This is a genomic window from Streptomyces sp. NPDC048521, from assembly GCF_043199855.1.
Lineage (GTDB): Bacteria > Actinomycetota > Actinomycetes > Streptomycetales > Streptomycetaceae > Streptomyces.
Genome location: NZ_JBICWR010000014.1, coordinates 170,690 through 186,773 on the forward strand (window position 1 = coordinate 170,690; position 16,084 = coordinate 186,773).

At 72.4% G+C, this 16,084-nt stretch carries 14 protein-coding genes; 8 read left to right on the forward strand and 6 right to left on the reverse strand.

What is annotated here, in order from left to right:
* The first annotated feature begins 46 nt into the window (after positions 1-46).
* On the forward strand, positions 47-922 hold the full coding sequence (locus ACGFRF_RS29210) for a RimK family alpha-L-glutamate ligase (RefSeq protein WP_393745130.1): 876 nt from the start codon (positions 47-49) through the stop codon (positions 920-922).
* 66 nt (positions 923-988) lie between these two features.
* Here the strand turns inward: ACGFRF_RS29210 and ACGFRF_RS29215 are convergent, their stop codons facing one another.
* Positions 989-1,894 carry a LysR family transcriptional regulator gene (locus tag ACGFRF_RS29215; RefSeq protein WP_393744929.1) on the reverse strand — a complete coding sequence of 302 codons (906 nt, stop codon included), beginning with the start codon at positions 1,892-1,894 and terminating at the stop codon, positions 989-991.
* 153 nt (positions 1,895-2,047) lie between these two features.
* Between ACGFRF_RS29215 and ACGFRF_RS29220 the strand changes: the two genes are divergently transcribed.
* Complete coding sequence (locus tag ACGFRF_RS29220) at positions 2,048-2,878, forward strand: oxidoreductase (protein ID WP_393744931.1); 831 nt, start codon at positions 2,048-2,050, stop codon at positions 2,876-2,878.
* Positions 2,879-3,090: 212 nt separating this feature from the next.
* On the opposite strand, the gene ACGFRF_RS29225 is transcribed toward ACGFRF_RS29220, so the two are convergent.
* On the reverse strand, positions 3,091-3,648 hold the full coding sequence (locus tag ACGFRF_RS29225; RefSeq protein ID WP_393744933.1) for a hypothetical protein: 558 nt from the start codon (positions 3,646-3,648) through the stop codon (positions 3,091-3,093).
* 159 nt (positions 3,649-3,807) lie between these two features.
* Between ACGFRF_RS29225 and ACGFRF_RS29230 the strand changes: the two genes are divergently transcribed.
* Both ACGFRF_RS29230 and ACGFRF_RS29235 read left to right on the forward strand, forming a co-directional pair.
* Positions 3,808-4,581, forward strand: a complete 774-nt coding sequence (locus ACGFRF_RS29230; protein WP_393744935.1) for an IclR family transcriptional regulator — start codon at positions 3,808-3,810, stop codon at positions 4,579-4,581.
* The gene (locus ACGFRF_RS29235) at positions 4,578-5,423 is read left to right on the forward strand and encodes an SMP-30/gluconolactonase/LRE family protein (protein ID WP_393744937.1); all 846 of its coding nucleotides are present in this window, start codon (positions 4,578-4,580) and stop codon (positions 5,421-5,423) included. The genes ACGFRF_RS29230 and ACGFRF_RS29235 overlap by 4 nt, the downstream gene beginning before the upstream one ends.
* Positions 5,424-5,569: 146 nt before the next feature.
* Here ACGFRF_RS29235 and ACGFRF_RS29240 read toward each other — a convergent pair whose 3' ends face one another.
* Both ACGFRF_RS29240 and ACGFRF_RS29245 read right to left on the reverse strand, forming a co-directional pair.
* Positions 5,570-6,808 carry an MAB_1171c family putative transporter gene (locus tag ACGFRF_RS29240; RefSeq protein ID WP_393744939.1) on the reverse strand — a complete coding sequence of 413 codons (1,239 nt, stop codon included), beginning with the start codon at positions 6,806-6,808 and terminating at the stop codon, positions 5,570-5,572.
* A complete protein-coding gene (locus tag ACGFRF_RS29245) occupies positions 6,805-7,407 on the reverse strand; it encodes a toxin-antitoxin system, toxin component family protein (RefSeq protein ID WP_393744941.1) in 603 nt (200 codons plus the stop codon). Before ACGFRF_RS29245 ends, ACGFRF_RS29240 begins: the two co-directional genes overlap by 4 nt.
* Positions 7,408-7,733: 326 nt before the next feature.
* Here ACGFRF_RS29245 and ACGFRF_RS29250 point away from each other — a divergent pair, with 326 nt between their 5' ends.
* Entirely contained in the window at positions 7,734-9,254 is a 1,521-nt protein-coding gene (locus tag ACGFRF_RS29250; RefSeq protein ID WP_393744943.1) for an alpha-N-arabinofuranosidase, read from the forward strand.
* Positions 9,255-9,282: 28 nt separating this feature from the next.
* Here the strand turns inward: ACGFRF_RS29250 and ACGFRF_RS29255 are convergent, their stop codons facing one another.
* Complete coding sequence (locus tag ACGFRF_RS29255) at positions 9,283-12,252, reverse strand: beta-galactosidase (protein ID WP_393744945.1); 2,970 nt, start codon at positions 12,250-12,252, stop codon at positions 9,283-9,285.
* Between the two features lie 75 nt (positions 12,253-12,327).
* Here ACGFRF_RS29255 and ACGFRF_RS29260 point away from each other — a divergent pair, with 75 nt between their 5' ends.
* The 3 genes from ACGFRF_RS29260 to ACGFRF_RS29270 all read left to right on the forward strand — a co-directional run bounded on the left by ACGFRF_RS29260 (position 12,328) and on the right by ACGFRF_RS29270 (position 14,151).
* Positions 12,328-12,786 (forward strand): RrF2 family transcriptional regulator, encoded by a 459-nt coding sequence (locus ACGFRF_RS29260; protein ID WP_393744947.1) that lies wholly within the window; start codon positions 12,328-12,330, stop codon positions 12,784-12,786.
* 183 nt (positions 12,787-12,969) lie between these two features.
* Positions 12,970-13,341, forward strand: a complete 372-nt coding sequence (locus ACGFRF_RS29265; RefSeq protein WP_393744949.1) for a DUF1330 domain-containing protein — start codon at positions 12,970-12,972, stop codon at positions 13,339-13,341.
* Positions 13,342-13,500: 159 nt separating this feature from the next.
* Positions 13,501-14,151 (forward strand): DUF4360 domain-containing protein, encoded by a 651-nt coding sequence (locus ACGFRF_RS29270; RefSeq protein WP_393744951.1) that lies wholly within the window; start codon positions 13,501-13,503, stop codon positions 14,149-14,151.
* A gap of 120 nt (positions 14,152-14,271) precedes the next feature.
* Here the strand turns inward: ACGFRF_RS29270 and ACGFRF_RS29275 are convergent, their stop codons facing one another.
* Positions 14,272-15,993, reverse strand: a complete 1,722-nt coding sequence (locus ACGFRF_RS29275) for a pyridoxal phosphate-dependent aminotransferase (RefSeq protein WP_393744953.1) — start codon at positions 15,991-15,993, stop codon at positions 14,272-14,274.
* Between the last annotated feature and the right edge of the window lie 91 nt (positions 15,994-16,084).

Sequence of the window (16,084 nt, forward strand, 5' to 3'; positions counted from 1 at the left end):
GTTAGCCTCGCCGGTGATCGAACCGTCGTACGACAGGGAGTCCGCCGTGCCCCGCATCGCCCTCGCCACCTACGACCCCGGAGCCGAACCCGGCCGCGACGCCGACCTGCCGGTACTGGTACGGGCGCTCACGGACGCGGGCGCCGAGGCCGAGGCCCGCTACTGGGACGACCCGGACGCGGACTGGGGCGGCTACGACCTCGTCGTCATCCGCTCCACCTGGGACTACAGCTGGCGGGCCGAGGAGTTCACGGCCTGGGTGGAGCGGGCCGGCGCGCTGACCCGGCTCGCCAATCCGGCCCCGGTGGTGCGCTGGAACACCGACAAGCGGTACCTGGGCGAACTGGCGGCGGCCGGCGTGCCCACCGTCCCCACGCGCTACCTGGCCCCGGGCGAGCCGGCCGACCTGCCCGCCGACCACGAGTACGTCATCAAGCCGACCTCGGGCGCGGGCGCCCGGTTCGCCGCCCGCTACACACCCGCCGAGCACGACACGGCGCTACGGCAGCTCGCGCGGATGCACGCGGAGGGCTTCACCGCGATGGTGCAGCCCTATGTGCGGGGCATCGACGTCAGCGGGGAGCGCGCGCTGCAGTTCTTCGGCGGCGGCCTGCTGCACGCCAGCCGCAAGGGCGCCGTCCTCGCGCCCGGCACCCCCTACGACGCGGACAAGGTGGCCCACCCCGACCTGGAGCCCTGGCAGCCCACGGACGCGGAACTCGCCGTGACCGACAAGGCGTTGGCGGCCGTACCGGGCGGAACCGGGCTGCTGTACGCGCGCGTGGACCTCGTCGACGGCGAGGACGGCGAACCCCGCCTGATGGAACTGGAACTGGTCGAGCCGAACCTGTTCCTGTGGCTCCACCCGGACTCCCTGCCCCGCGTGACGCAAGCCATCCTGGCAGCGGCCGAAGGCCACTAGCCGCCTGCTGGTGATCCGTATGTTTCGGGCCTCATGGTTCGATGTGCGCGCATGGCCGGACAGGCCCTAGCGGACCCCCACCGTGGCCCGGCAGGCCTCGGCGTACGCCCGTACCAGGGGCCGTCCGCCGTCCTCGCGGCGCCAGGCCAGCACGTACCGGCTGGGGCCGACACCCCGCAACGGGCGGGTGGTGACACCGCCCAGGCTGACCAGCGGGGCGTTGCCGACGGCGACCAGGCAGACGCCGAGGCCCGCGACCAGCGCCTCGTACGTCTCCTCCGCGCCCGCGATCTCCGCGCCGATCCGGGGCGGCCGGCCCGCCCGGGCGTCCACGGCCAGCCAGTGGTCGCGCAGCACGCCCGCGCTCTCCGGCAGGGCCAGGAACGGTTCGTCCAGCAGGTCCGCGAAGTCGATCTCGGCGCGGGCCGCGAGCGGATGCGTCTCGGGCAGGGCGAGCAGGCGCGGTTCCTCGGCGACCACCGTCCAGCCGTAGCGCTCCTCGTCGGGCAGTGGCAGCCAGACGAAGGCGATGTCCGTGCCGCCGTCCGCCAGCCCCGCGGTCGGATCGTCCCAGCTCAGTTGGCGCAGCCGGACGGTGACCTCGGGGTGCGCGGCGGTGAAGCGGGAGCGGATGGCGGGCAGCAGCCCGCCCCGGCCCGGGCTGGTGCTCATGCCGACGACCAGCGTGCTGCGCTGCACCGCCTTGGCCGCCTCCACCGCCGCCGCGCCCGCCTCCCACGCGGCCAGCACCTTCCGGGCGTGCGGCAGCAGCGCCTCGCCGGCCGCCGTCAACGCCACCCCGTGCTGATCCCGCCGGAACAGCTCCGTACCCAACTGCCGCTCCAGCGCCCGGATCTGCTTGCTGAGCGCGGGCTGCGACACATAGAGCAGCTCGGCCGCGCGGGTGAAGTGCAGTTCCTCCGCGACCGCGACGAAGTACCGCAGGTCCCGTGCGTGGACGTCGCTCGTCATAGCCCTTGGTTATCACCACGGATCTTGGACGGGCAACGGCATGCGGCGGGAGGCTGGTCCTGTCGGCCGGCGAGTTCGGCGGACGGCGAATCCAGAAGACCACGCGTGCGGAAGAGCACGTGTGGGGAAGAGCACGAGTTACGGGGAGTTGCCGTGAACAAGGTATGGCTGGTGACCGGTGCGAGCAGTGGCTTCGGGCGGGCGATCACCGAGGCGGCCGTGGCCGCCGGCGACGTGGTGATCGGCGCGGCCCGGCGTCCGGAAGCCCTTCACGACCTGGTGGCGGCCCACCCCGACCAGGTGGAGGCGCTGGGTCTGGATGTGACCGACACGGCGGCGATCGACGCGGCGGTACGGGATGTGCTGGCCCGGCACGGGCGGATCGACGTGCTGGTCAACAACGCGGGCCGCACGCACGTCGGAGCGGTCGAGGAGACCACGGACCAGGAGCTGCGGGACCTGTTCGACCTGCACGTCTTCGGCCCCACGGCCCTCGTCCGGGCGGTGCTGCCGCACCTGCGGGAGCGGCGCTCGGGTGCGATCGTCCAGATGAGCAGCATGGGCGGGCAGATGTCCTTCGCGGGCTTCGGGGCGTACAGCGGGACCAAGTTCGCGCTGGAGGGCATCTCCGAGGCGCTCGCGGACGAGGTGGCCGAGTTCGGGATCAAGGTGCTGATCGTGGAGCCGGGCGCGTTCCGGACCTCGCTGTTCGGCACCGGCCGGGCCGGGGTCAGCTCCGACAGCGGGGTGTACCCGAAGGTGGGCCGGACCCGTGACTTCGTGGCCGACGGCGACGGCACCCAGGCCGGCGACCCGGCGAAGGCGGCGGCCCTGATCCTGGCCGCGCTGGAGGCGGAGCACACCCCGCTGCGGCTGCCGCTCGGCGAGGACGGGGTGAACGCCGTGCTGGGCCACCTCGACCAGGTCCGCGAGGACGTCATGGCATGGGAGAAGCGGACCCGGGCGACGGCCTTCGACGACTGAGCGCGGTGCCCACGGCGGTCGCCGCCCGGCGCGGCGGCCCCGGCCGTTCCTGCGCCGACCGCGTCCGGTGGGGCGGCCCCCACCGGCTCACCTTGTGATCGCGGCCCGGTGCGGCGGCTGTCATCGGCCCACCTTGTGATCGCGGTCCGTTGTAGCAGCCCTCGTCGGCTCCACCGCACGATCGCGCTCCGTTGCAGCAGCCCCCGTCGGCTCTACCGCACGACCGCCGTCCGTTGCAGCAGCCCCCAGGTGAACTCGGCGACCACCTCGTGCCGTACGCCGTCCCGGTCGGGCGCGGTGAAGGCGAGGCCCCACCGGGTGGGCGCCGTGCCCTCCAGCGGGCGGGCCGGGGCGAAGGCGCGGGCGGCCTCGTCCACCGTGCAGGACCAGGGGATGAGGTCGTCCAGGGTGGCCAGCGCGGGCGCCGGCGCGTCCGGCGCCCGCACCAGCCACTCGTTCCACACCGCCCCGTCGGGCCCGACCAGCACCTCGAAGCGCAGGTCCGGCCAGAGCGGCAGGGCCCACCGCCGGGCCTCGTAGCCGACGTCACCGAGGCGGCGCGGGACGACGGACTCCGGCTCGCCGAGGACCGAGCGGTACCGGGCGGCGGCGGACCGCGATCTCGGCGAACGGACCATGGCCTGCCAGCGTTTGTTGGTCTCCCGCATGTCCGCGATCGACACCCCGAGCCGACGGCGGGCGTCCTCGACCAGTCCCGGATTGTGGTCGGCCATGCGGCGCAGCAGCACCAGCTGGAAGTCGAGTGGCATGCCCCCATGGTGCCCGTGCGACCGGCGTGGTCCCGGCCATTGCCCGCGCAACGCTCGATGACTAGCCTGTGTTCGTCATGCCGATCGCCTGTTGAAATCTCGAACATCTTGCATGCCGATGTCTCGCCAGGCGCCTAGACCCAAGGGAGGGGGCCGGACGTGGGACGCCTCGTGCCTGCCGTGACCCGGGCTCTCGACATTCTTGAGCTGTTCCTCGACGGGGACGGGACGCTCTCCGCCCCCGACATCGTGCGCAAGCTGCAACTGCCGCGCACCACCGTGCACGAACTGGTCACCACGCTCGCCGCACGCTCGTACATCGTGCAGGTTCCCGGACAGCCGGGACGCTACCGGCTCGGCGTACGCCCGTACCAGCTCGGCAGCCGTTACGCCGAGCAGCTCGACCTCGCCGCGGAGGGCCAGCAGGTGGCCCGCTCGGTCGCCGAGACGTGCGACGAGACGGTGCACGTGGCCATCCTCGAGGGCACCGACGTCATCTACATCGCCAAGGTCGACTCCACGCACGCCGTGCGCATGGTCTCGGCGGCCGGCCGCCGGCTGCCCGCCCACTGCACCTCCGTCGGCAAGATGCTGCTGGCCTCGCTGCCGGAGCAGGAGCTGGCCGCGCGCATCCCGGACGGCGCCGAGCTGACCGCGATGACCCCGAACAGCCTCACCGACCCGGCCGCACTGCGCGAGACCCTGGCGGGGATCCGGCAGCGGGGCATCGCGGTGGAGAACCGCGAGTCCAACCCGGACGTCTCCTGCGTGGCCGCGCCGGTCCGCGACCGCACCGGCCAGGTCGTGGCCGCGCTGTCCATCTCCGTCCCCATGATCCGCTGGAGCGAGGAGCGCCGGGCCGAGCTGGAGCAGCTCGCCGCGAAGGGCGCCGCCGAGTTGTCGGAGCGCCTCGGCCACCGGAGCGCGGTATGACGGCGTACGAGGTCGCGGTACGGGCCGAGGCGACGCTGGGCGAGGGCCCGACCTGGGATCCGGCGTCCGGGCGGCTGATCTGGCTCGACATCCTGGGCATGCGCGTCCACACCTACGACCCCGCGACGGGCCGGCGTACGGTGCGGGCGACCGAGCAGCACGTCGGCGCGGTCAAGCCGCGTGCGGGCGGCGGTCTCGTGCTCAACCTCCGGGACGGGATCGGTCTGCTGGACCCCGACGACACCTTCCGCTGGCTGCACCGCGAACCGGTCGCGGGGCGCCGCGCGAACGACGCGGCGGTGGCCCCGGACGGCTCCCTCTGGGCGGGCACGATGCGGTACGACGAGGCCACCGGCGGCGGCACGCTGTCCCGGGTGGCCGGGGACGGCACCGTACGGGCGGTCCTGCCCGACGTCACGGTCAGCAACGGCACCGGCTGGAGTCCGGACGGCCGCCTGATGTACTACGTCGACACCCCTACGCGCCGCGTGGACGTCTTCGACCACGACGGTGACGGCGTGCGCAACCGCCGCCCGCTGACCGAGATCGAGGAGGGTGCGGGCTTCCCGGACGGCCTCACGGTCGACGCGGCCGGGTGCGTGTGGGTGGCACTGTGGGACGGGGGAGCGGTGCGTCGCTACACGCCTGACGGTGAGCTGGACCGGGTGATCACCTTGCCTACGCCGCGTACGACGGCCTGCGCGTTCGGCGGCGCCGATCTGAGCGACCTGTACGTGACGACGGCCCGCACGGGGCTGTCGGCGCCGCACCCCACCGCGGGCGCGCTGCTGGTGGTGCCGGGCGTGGGCGAGGGCCTGCCCCAACCGGCGTTCGCGGGCTGACGGGAACAGCTGCGGGGGTCCGCGGACCGGGGGCGGCCGGGGCCGTGCGCCGGCCGCGGGCGGGTGGGCGCCGGCCGCGCGGCTTCCCGCGCCCCTGGAGTGCCGCGGCGCCCGTGTCCGCAGGACACCGCGGCCGGCGAACGGCCTCAGCCACCCCCCGCCTGCACCACTCCCGCGGCCCTGTCCTCCTCCGTCGCCGCCCGTGCTCGCACCGCGGCGAGGTCCTCGGGGCGCCGCAGGGCGCGGGAGACGGCGGTGATCTCCTGGAGGAGGCTCGTGGGGTCCGGGCCGGCCGCGGGCTCCGCCGCACGCGCGGCCCTGCTCCCGACCGCGTCCAGAATGCCCACCGCCGCGGCCAGCGCCCGCGCCCGCTCGGGTGGATGGCCGAGAGCGAGCGCGGCGTCGTACGAGCGTCGGCCGAGGTCCGCGTCGATGTGCCGGGCCAGCGTCAGCAGCACATCCCGGATGAACGTCTCGCGCCGGGTCAGCCGCAGTTCCGCCGTGGCCCGCAGCGCGAACGGCACGCCCTCCCCGCTCGCGGCCCGTAACAGCCGGTACAGCGGCCGCAGTTCGCGGCAGGCGAGCCGGATCCGCCAGCGGTCGTGCAGATACTGGCCGGCGTGCGGCAGGATGAAGCCGGCCGCGACCAGGATCGCGGCCAGCGAGGCGACCGGCGGAGCCAGGTTCGTGCTCAGCCAGTCCACCTCCCGCCCGCACCAGCGTGCGAAGACGGCGGTCAGCTTGGCCCCGTCGTAGACCAGGTTCAGCGCGTACCCGGCGCCCAGCAGCCTCAGCCCCCAGCGCAGCCAGGCGTCCAGGCCCTGGGTGCGGGCCCAGTTCCGGATGAGCCGGAAGGTGATCAGGCAGGCCACCCCGTGCGCGCCGAGGTAGAGCAGGATCTCCTCGCGCATGAAGGGTGTGCCGGCGTAGTACGTGTCGAGGTCCCGGATCCGCTCCACGGGCACGTCGGCGAGCAGGAACAGCACCCACAGCGCGACGATCACGCCGCAGTACACCGAGACCACCCGGCGCAGTGCGTGCCGGGTGGTCACCGAGCGGTCGGACAGGCCGTTTCGCCAGGTGATGATCAGCAGCAGGCCGGCGCCGGACATCGCGGTGATGAGCGAATAGCACCAGGGCGCCGAGAAGTTGGTCATGCCGGTCAGCCGGTTCATCCGCGTGATCACGGACGGCGTGCAGAACACGAACACCGCGCAGGCGAGCAACAGCAGTCCGCCGACGGCGCGCAGCAGCGGGTCCCGCCACAGCCGGATGATCGTGGGCAGCTTGATCACCAGGGCGACGGTGAGCACCGCGGTGGGGACCCAGAAGGAGATGTAGAACTCGGCCAGGAGCGCGGAGGGGTCGAGGGCCAGTCGGGTCACCGCACGGTTCCTCCCCGTCCGCGGTAGCCGAGGGTGCGCTGTACGGGGTCCGGCGGGGCGTCGCCCGGTGCGGTCACATGGGAGCGGAACAGGGTGGCCAGGCGGTGCCCGAAGTCGTCGGCCTCGGCCTCGTCGACCTCCCGGGAGCCGTTGCGGGCGGCCACCGTGAGCGCCGTGTCCCGCCAGCCGGGCCGCTCGGCCAGCGCGCGGGCCGCCGCGGCCCCGGCCAGGTGGTGATGGCGGTGCCCGGCGTGCAGGTGCCACAACTCATGGCCGAGAATGACCAGTTGCTGAAGGTCCTCGGCGCGTTCTTCCACGATGACCAGGTCGAAGTCGGCGAACTCCATCCAGAGTCCGGTGACCTCGATCTCGTCCGGGAACCGTTCGAAGCGCAGCTCCACCGGCCGCCCGCCGCGCAGTGCGCTCATCTCCTCGCAGAGCGCCCGGCCCAACTCCCGTATTCCGTCGGGCCGTGCGGGCCGGGCGCGGACGGCGGCGGCGAGGTCGCCGGCCAGGGAGCGCATCGCCGGGCCCGGGCGGGAGCGCCGCAGTCGTGCGGCCAGGCGTGCTGCCCGTTCTCGCGCGCCCCCGAAGCTCATCGGTCTCCCTTCTCACCGCCGGCGTGCGGCCGGTCCGAGCGTACGCGCCCGCATGTGTCCGCGTCATGCGATCCGGTGACTGTCGTTCAACGAGGAACCACCTATGAGCTTGTGTGCGACCCATTGACGCGGAAGCGCTTCGAATCTACGGTCCCGTTCGAAGTTACGAGTGTTATGCGAAATCCCGAACGTATGGCTTGGCTCATTTCGAACGGTGGGGGCAAGGTATGGGACAACCTGCGCGCACCCGCGTCCGCTACTGGAACCTCTTCATGGGACACCACACGGGCCTGGCCGGCCAGTGAACCCGTTGCGGAAGGACCCCCATGAGCAAGAGCACCGCCCGCCTCACCCTCGATGCCGCCTTCACCGTCGGCCCGGTCAACCCCCGCCTCTTCGGCTCCTTCGTGGAGCACCTCGGCCGCTGCGTCTACACCGGTATCTACGAACCGGACCACCCCACGGCGGACGCCGAGGGCCTGCGCACCGACGTGCTCGACCTCGTCCGCGAACTCGGCGTCACCACCGTCCGCTACCCCGGCGGCAACTTCGTCTCCGGGTACAAGTGGGAGGACTCGGTCGGCCCGGTCGAGGAACGCCCCCGCCGCCTCGATCTCGCCTGGCACTCCACCGAGACGAACCGCTTCGGCCTGTCCGAGTACATCGCCTTCCTGAAGAAGGTCGGCCCCCAGGCCGAGCCCATGATGGCCGTGAACCTCGGCACCCGAGGCGTCGCCGAGGCGCTCGAACTCCAGGAGTACGCCAACCACCCCTCCGGCACCGCCCTCTCCGACCTCCGCGCGGCCCACGGCGACAAGGACCCCTTCGGCATCAGGCTCTGGTGCCTGGGCAACGAGATGGACGGCCCCTGGCAGACCGGCCACAAGACCGCGGCGGAGTACGGCCGTATCGCGGCCGAGACCGCCCGGGCCATGCGCCAGATCGACCCCACCGTCGAACTGGTCGCCTGCGGCTCCTCCAGCCAGGCCATGCCCACCTTCGCCGCGTGGGAGGCGACCGTCCTCGAGGAGGCCTACGACCTGGTCGACCACATCTCCCTGCACGCCTACTACGAGCCCACCGACGGCGACCTGGACTCCTTCCTCGCCTCGGCCGTCGACATGGAGTCCTTCATCGAGAACGTGGTCGCGACGGCCGACCACGTGGGCGCGAGGCTGAAGTCGAAGAAGAAGATCAACCTCTCCTTCGACGAGTGGAACGTCTGGTACCTCTCGAAGTGGGAGGAGCACGCGAAGACCGTCGCCCCGTCCGACTGGCCGGAGGCACCCCGCCTGCTGGAGGACAGCTACAGCGTCATGGACGCCGTCGTCTTCGGCTCGCTCCTCATCGCGCTGCTGCGGCACGCCGACCGGGTCACGGTCGCCTGCCTCGCCCAGCTGGTCAACGTGATCGCGCCGATCATGACCGAGCCGGGCGGCCCGGCCTGGCGGCAGACGACCTTCTTCCCGTTCGCCCAGGCCTCCCGGTACGGCCGGGGCGAGGTCCTCGACGTCCGCGTGGACTCGCCGACGTACCGGACGAAGAAGTACGGCGAGACGGACCTGCTGCACGCCACCGCCGTCCGCGCGGCCGACGGCACGGTCACCGTGTTCGCGGTCAACCGCGGCCGCACCGAGCCGCTGCCGCTCGAAGTCGCCCTGCACGGCCTGGACCTGACTGCGGTCACCGAGCACAGCGCCCTCGCGGACGCCGACCCCGGCGCCCGCAACACCCTCGACGACCCCGAGCGGGTCACCCCGCACACCGTCGAGGGCACCGCCCTGACGGACGGCACCCTCACCGCCGTGCTGGAGCCGCTGTCCTGGAACGTGATCCGGCTGGCCTGAGACAGGCCCCAGCGGTGCCGGGCGGCACTCAGCGGCCGGGGGAGGGGACCGGGGCCACCGGTACTCCTCCGGCCGCCGTGCCCAGCAGGGACAGGCTCACCCTGCCCGGCCCGGACAGCGTGGTGAACTCCGAGAGGACCGCCAGCGCGAGGGTGTTGGTGCCCCGGGTGCGCAGGATGCCGTTGGGCAGGACGAAGGTGTGCTGCGGGCCGACGTTGTTGATGTACTGGCCCATGTTCCAGCCGTTGAGGAAGATCTGCGCCCGGTAGGCCCGGTACGGGTCGTCGTCCAGGACCAGGCCGATCGAGGCGTCGACATCGGCCGGCACCGACAGCCGGAACGTGGTCCGGAACCACGTCACGCCCTGGTACCGGGCGGCCCGCGGGAAGGTCACCGCCTCCCAGTCCCGGTCCGGGAAGCCGGGCAGATGCCAGCCCTCCCGCTCCCCGAACAGCCCGCCGTTGTTCATGGGCCCGCGCACCGGGTCCACGGCCGCCTCGCCCTGGATGCGCCATGTGAGGTCCGGGGACGCCCCCTTGAAGGAGGCCGCGGTCAGCCCGCGGGCCACCTTGTGGGTGTCGAGCGCCTTGCCGTCCTGGTCGTGCTGCATACGCCGGACGAGCACCGACAGCACGTGCCGGCCGGGGGAGCGCAGCCGCTCGCGGACCGGGAAGACCGCCGTGTCCGCCCAGCTGCCCTTGCGGATGGTGGTGGTCTTGTCCGGCACCGGCATCCGGTGCGTACCCAGCGGTTCACCGTCCAGCCACGCCATCAGCAGGCCCTGGGTACCGGTGCTGTAGGCGAGCGAGATCTCCTCCAGGCCGCTGGAGTCGGTGAAGGAGCCCCGGTACCAGACGTCCCCGTAGTGGAAGCCGTAGTCGTCGGCGAACAGCACCGGCCCGCCGTCCGGCACCGCCGTCGTGCTGTACGACGACGCCTTGTCGGCGAGCTTCCACGACGAGTCGTCGAAGCTCGGACTCACCTCCGGGTTCTCCCTGCGCATCCGCCAGCCGCCCAGCTCGGGCAGCCGCACCTCGGGGACCGCGGGCAGCAGACCGGTGGTCATCACGCTGCCGGAACGGGTGACCCGGGTGGGCAGGGTGCGCCCGTTCCACACCAGGGTGTCGATCCCGCGCGGGCCCCACACCTCCACGCCCGTCGTCTCCCTGACGTCACCCGTCAAGTGAGCCTCGGAGCCCCGCAGTTCGGCGTGCCGCAGCAGCTTCGGGCCGTACACCAGCAGGGTCCCGGACGGGGTGTCGTACGGGAACAGGCGGACGGCGGTGGCGTCGTCGGCGAAGAGCAGCAGCAGCGGCGTGTCGCTATCGCCCTTCTGCACCAGCACCCGCGTCAGCCCGTCCTCGCCGAGGGGCGCGTTCACATGCAGTTCGTCCCGCTCGTAGGCCCAGGCGGCCTCCGGGTCCAGCCGCTGGACGTTCGGCTCGGCCGGGCACTTCAGCACCAGCTCCGCCATGTCGCCGGACCGCCCCGAGAACAGGGCGATGTCCTGCCGGCCCGTCGTCAGGCAGAGCACGGGCTCGGCGGTGGCGTACTTCAGGGTCCGCCTGCCCAGCGACAGCCCGGTGGTCAGCAGCCTCGCGTCCTTGCCGGGAACGGTGATCCGCAGGTCGCCGGCGTCGGTCGGCAGCTCGGTGGTGACGGGCTGCGTGCCGTCGTTGCGGGCGATGTACACCTGGGCGCCGGTGTCCGGGTTGGCGAGGTGGTAGACCGTCAGGCCCTCGGCCCTCACCTCCGCCGCCCGGTCCAGCTTGGCGAAGTCGGGCACGCGTTGCAGCAGGTGGCCGAGCTGGTGCATCGGCGCGATCTTGTCGGTGACGTTACGGCCCTCGTCGATCGCGGCGCCGTAGTCGTACGACGTGTAGACGACCGGCGCGGGGAGCCAGCCCCACGAGGTTCCGCCGAAGGTCATGTACACGTTGTGCAGGGTGAGCCCGTTGGCGAGGTTGGTCAGGTAGAAGCGGCGTTCGTAGGCCGCGTCCCGGGTGCGCCGCGACTCGGCGTACCCCTTGCCGTCGAACCAGGCCCCGCCCCAGGGATCGAACCAGCCGCCCCCGAACTCGGGCACGAACCCGGGCGTACCCGGCGAGGCGGTGGCACCGCCCTTGAGCCCGCCGGGCCCGTAGTGCCCCCAGTCCGGCGGCGTCTGGGAGGGCGACGGATACCCGTCGAACCCGTACAGCCAACCGCCCTTCTCCCCGCCGGTGTCGAACGAACCCGGGATCCAGTAGCCGTTGCGCCCCTTGTCGTTGTGGAACAGCGGGACGTCGATGCCGTCCGCCCGCACCTTCTTGTACAGGTGGGACATGTACGCGCGGCCGGTGTCCTCGGTGACGTGGGAGTCGTACTCGTTCTCGATCTGGTAGAGCAGGATCGTGCCGGTGCCCCGGGTGAAGAGGTGCTCGCGCGCGATCCGGTCGACCTGTGTGAGCCACTCGTCCACGTGCTCCAGGTAGGCCGGGTCGTCGGTGCGTGCCGTGCCCTTCGCCGCCGTCAGCCAGCCCGGGAAGCCGCCGCCGTCCACCTCGGCGTTGATGTAGGGACCGGGCCGCAGGATGACGTACAGGCCGGTCTCGGCGGCCATGCGCAGGAACAGGTCCAGGTCCCGGACGCCCGTGAAGTCGTACCGGCCGGGCGCGGGGGAGTGGTAGTTCCAGGCCACGTAGATGCTGACGGCGTTGTAGCCGTGGGCCCGCATCTTCTGCAGCACGTCCCGCCACAGGGAGGGGCTCGGCAGCCGGAACGGGTGCAGCTCACCGGACCACAGGACCAGACGCCTGCCGTCGACGAGCAGGGAGTAGTGGTCGTACCCGATGGTGTGGCGCCGGCCGTCGGCGCTCGGCGGGCCGGGCGCCGGGCCGGTCGGCACACTGCGCGCCGCGTACGCCGAGGGCGCCCCCGGGCCGCCGCTGCCGCCCATGGCGAGGCCGAGCGCGGTCGAGCCGGCCAGGGCACTGAAGGTACGTCTGCTGAGCGCCAAGGTGGATCCTCCCGGGCGATCTTACGGGGCGCGGGTCCGGCCATTCTCCATGGAGGTACGCCCCACAATGGACCCATGAGGATCTCGGCACGGGCGGATTACGCGGTACGGGCGGTTCTGGAGCTGGCCGTACGGCAGGGTAACGGCCCGGTGAAGGCGGAGGAAGTCGCCGCCGTACAGGACATCCCCCACAAGTTCCTGGAAGGGATCCTGGGCGACCTGCGGCGTGCGGGAATCGTCGACAGCCGGCGTGGCGGGGGCGGCGGCTACCGGCTGGCCCGGGACGCGGCGGCGATCACGGTCGCCGACGTGATCCGCGCGGTCGACGGCCCCATCGTCTCCGTACGCGGCGAACGCCCGACCGGCCTCGCCTACACCGGCACGGCCCGGCCCCTGCTGCCCCTGTGGATCGCCCTGCGCGCGAATGTGCGACGGATCCTGGAGGGCGTCACCCTCGCCGACCTCGCGGCGGACGCGCTCCCCGAGCCGGTCCGGGCGCTGGCGGCGGAACCGGCGGCCTGGGAGAACCCCTAGGTCGTGTCCGGCCATGCGCGTCGTCACCCGAAGCGCGGCAGACGGGAATCGCCGGACAGACCCGCGGGTCGCGGCCGGCGCCGGTGGCCGGCGTGTCGTCCTTACCCCTCAGGTCATCGACCCCCGCCCGCCCCGGCGGCAGGATCGTGGACGTCGGAAGCCGACCACGGCCGGAAGGATGCCATGTCCGCCTACGCGATAGCCCACCTGCAGGAAGCCGCCCCGCACCCGGAGATCGCCGCGTACATGGCGCGTATCACCGCGACCTTCGCACCGTACGGCGGCCGGTTCCTCGTCCACGGGGCCGCGCACGAGGTGAAGGAGGGCGCCTGGCCCGGACACGTCGTCGTGATCGGCTTCCCGTCGATCACCCAGGCACGCGCCTGGTGGGACTCGGACGCGTACCAGGAGATCGCGCCCCTGCGCTCACGTCACATCGACGGCGACATCATCCTGGTGCCCGGCGTGGCCGAGGGCTACGACGCGGCCGTCACCGCGCAGGCGATGCGGGAGGCGCTCCCCGCCGATCGGGGCGGGGCCGGCACGGGGAAGTGAACACCCCTGTGTGAATGGCCGGAGTTCGCTCTCCCCGGCCCGGGCGGGGCTCCCTACGCTACCCACGCCTCCCTTCCCCCTTCACAGATGGCGCACAGTTTCTTCAAGGAGAACGGGTGGACGGGAGGCGCACCCCCCACTCGACAACAGGGAGAAACCATGGCTGGTGGGCTTTTCCTGAGCGGTGCCGTAGCCGCTCTCCTCACCACCGCGCTACCCGCCCCGTCCTCGTCCCCCGTGTTCGACGACCCGCCCCCGGACAAGATCGTCATCGACGTGGCGACGGTGAACGGCTCGGGCTGTCCCGCGGGTACGGCCGCCGTGGCCGTGTCCCCGGACAACACGGCCTTCACGGTGACGTACAGCAGCTATCTGGCCCAGGCCGGCGGCAACTCCGACCCCACGGCCTTCCGCAAGAACTGCCAGCTGAACCTGGTGGTCCACGTGCCCCAGGGCTTCACCTACGCGATCGCCAGCGCGGACTACCGGGGCTTCCTCTCGCTCCAGCCCGGCGCGTCCGCCACGCAGAAGGCCTCGTACTACTTCCAGGGCTCCTCGAACACGGTGCCCCGGAGCCACCCCTTCAACGGCCCCTACAACGACGACTGGCAGGCCACCGACAGCACGGACTGGGCCCAACTCGTCTGGGCGCCCTGCGGGGCCCTGCGCAACTTCAACATCAACACCGAACTGAGGGTGAACGCCGGAACGTCGGCCCCGGCCAAGGTCAGCTTCATGACGATGGACTCGACGGACGGCGACATCAGCACGGTCTACCACCTGGCCTGGAAGGAGTGCCCCACACCGTGATGCCGAGGCGGTGATCGGCAGGCGTGTCCCGCACTCCACGCTCCCACCACGCCCGGCACCTGCGGTTCGCCGCAGCGGGCCCGGAACGGGTCTGCCCGTCACCGCGCTCGATGCCGGTCGCTAGCCCGTCTGGCTCATGCCTGCGGCGTTCGGCCAGCTCTGGGCGTTGGGCCAGCCCGTCGCCGGGGCCGGGGTCAGATCCGTGGCGGGGGTCAGGCCCGGGGCGGAGGCCGGGGCCGTCATGCCCCGTACCTGGGCTGCGGTGAGGCCACCGCGGGCCGGGACACCGGGCGGGGTGGGCGCCACGGCGGCCGCGGGTGCCGGGACCGGTGCCGGCGCCGACACGGGGGCGGGCCGCGGTGCGGGTGCCGGTGCCATCGGCTGCTGGACCGGCAGCGGTGCGGGCACCGGGGCCGGCGTGGGCACCTGCATCGGCGTGGGCACCGGGGCCGGTGTGGGCACCGGGGCCGGTGCGGGTACCGGCGTCGGTGTGGGCAGTGCGGTCGGCTGGGCTGCCGCCGGCATCGGCATCCCGGCGCCGGGCTGTACGGCGGCGGGGAGCGGCATGCCGGTGCCGGCGGCCGGGGCGGGAGCGGGAGCGGCGGCGGCCTGGGCGGCAAGCCCCCGCATACCGGACCCGTTGGTCTCGCTCATCAGCCGGTCCACGGCCGCCGTACCCGAGCTGTAGCTGGTCCCGGTGCCCAGCTCGGGTACGGCGGCGCTCCTCCCGGACCCGTAGAGCACCTGTTCCAGGCCGGACACCAGGCGACGCACGTCGACCTGGGGGCGCACCACGAGTCTCAGGAAGCGACTGGAGGATCCGATCTTGTTGCCGCACTCACGGACCAGGATCCGGTGCTCGGTGAGCATCCGGTCCCGGACCACCGTGCCCTCGGCGCCGACGGGAAGCCGGACGAAGAGGAAGTTGCCCTGCGAGGGGTAGACCGTGAGCCCGGGGAGCGCGGAGAGCCGGCTGGCCATCTCCAGCCGGTCGCGACGGACCTGCGTCAGGCTCTGCGCGTACTCCGCGCCGTGCTCCTTCAGCATGAACACCACGTGCTCGGCGAAGGAGTTGAGGTTCCACTTGGGCAGCATCGAACGGACCTTGCCCGCGAGCGCCGGGTTGGCGACCAGATAGCCGAAGCGTATGCCGTGCAGGCCGAAGTTCTTGCCGAGGCTGCGGAGCACCACCACGTTGGGGCGGAGCATCGCCTCCTGCACGACGCTCGGTTCGGCCTCCGCGTCGGCGAACTCCAGGAAGGACTCGTCCACGACCACCAGGTCGAGGTCGGCCATCGCGTCCATGAACTGCACCACCGACTGCTTGCGCAGATAGCCGCCGTCGGGGTTGTTGGGGTTGCAGATCACCGCGACCCGCGTGCCCCGGGCGCGGAGGAACTCGGCGTACTGGGCCAGGTCCAGGGCGAAGCCGTTCGCCTCCTGGAGCGGGAACATGTCGACCCGCTTGCCCGTCTCCATCGGCTGGTCGGTCCAGCGGCCGAAGGTGGGGACCGGGATCGCCAGGGACTCGCGGACGAGGAGGTGGTCGATCCAGGTGATCAGCTCCGTGGAGCCGTTGCCCATCGCCACGCACTGCGGCGGCAGTTGCAGCAGGCCGCACAGCTCCGCCGTGATGGTGTCGGCGCTGCTGGGGTAGTACGTGACGATCTCACGCAACCGGGCCGCCATCTCCTCGAACATGGCCGGAGTGGGGAAGTACGGGTTGCACGGGATGCAGAAGTCCACCGGGCCGGTCCCGTCGCCGCCCTCCCGGGTCAGCGCCGCCATCGAAGGGCTGTGCGCGGCGGTGCCGCGGAACAACGAGGTGACGTTGCCGGCCAAGGGGACCTCCGTTCAGGGTGGCCCGTGCGGGGGAGCACGGGCCGCCCTTGGATACGGAAGGGACGCCAGTGGCGTTCAACTCACCGGCTGT

What these genes read in the sequence shown, in the direction of transcription:
- ACGFRF_RS29215 (WP_393744929.1), bottom strand. Translation starts at nt 1,894, where the DNA reads ATGACGAGCGACGTCCACGCACGGGACCTGCGGTACTTCGTCGCGGTC.
- ACGFRF_RS29225 (WP_393744933.1), bottom strand. Translation starts at nt 3,648, where the DNA reads ATGCCACTCGACTTCCAGCTGGTGCTGCTGCGCCGCATGGCCGACCAC.
- ACGFRF_RS29235 (WP_393744937.1), top strand. Translation starts at nt 4,578, where the DNA reads ATGACGGCGTACGAGGTCGCGGTACGGGCCGAGGCGACGCTGGGCGAG.
- ACGFRF_RS29245 (WP_393744941.1), bottom strand. Translation starts at nt 7,407, where the DNA reads ATGAGCTTCGGGGGCGCGCGAGAACGGGCAGCACGCCTGGCCGCACGA.
- ACGFRF_RS29250 (WP_393744943.1), top strand. Translation starts at nt 7,734, where the DNA reads ATGAGCAAGAGCACCGCCCGCCTCACCCTCGATGCCGCCTTCACCGTC.
- ACGFRF_RS29260 (WP_393744947.1), top strand. Translation starts at nt 12,328, where the DNA reads ATGAGGATCTCGGCACGGGCGGATTACGCGGTACGGGCGGTTCTGGAG.
- ACGFRF_RS29265 (WP_393744949.1), top strand. Translation starts at nt 12,970, where the DNA reads ATGTCCGCCTACGCGATAGCCCACCTGCAGGAAGCCGCCCCGCACCCG.
- ACGFRF_RS29270 (WP_393744951.1), top strand. Translation starts at nt 13,501, where the DNA reads ATGGCTGGTGGGCTTTTCCTGAGCGGTGCCGTAGCCGCTCTCCTCACC.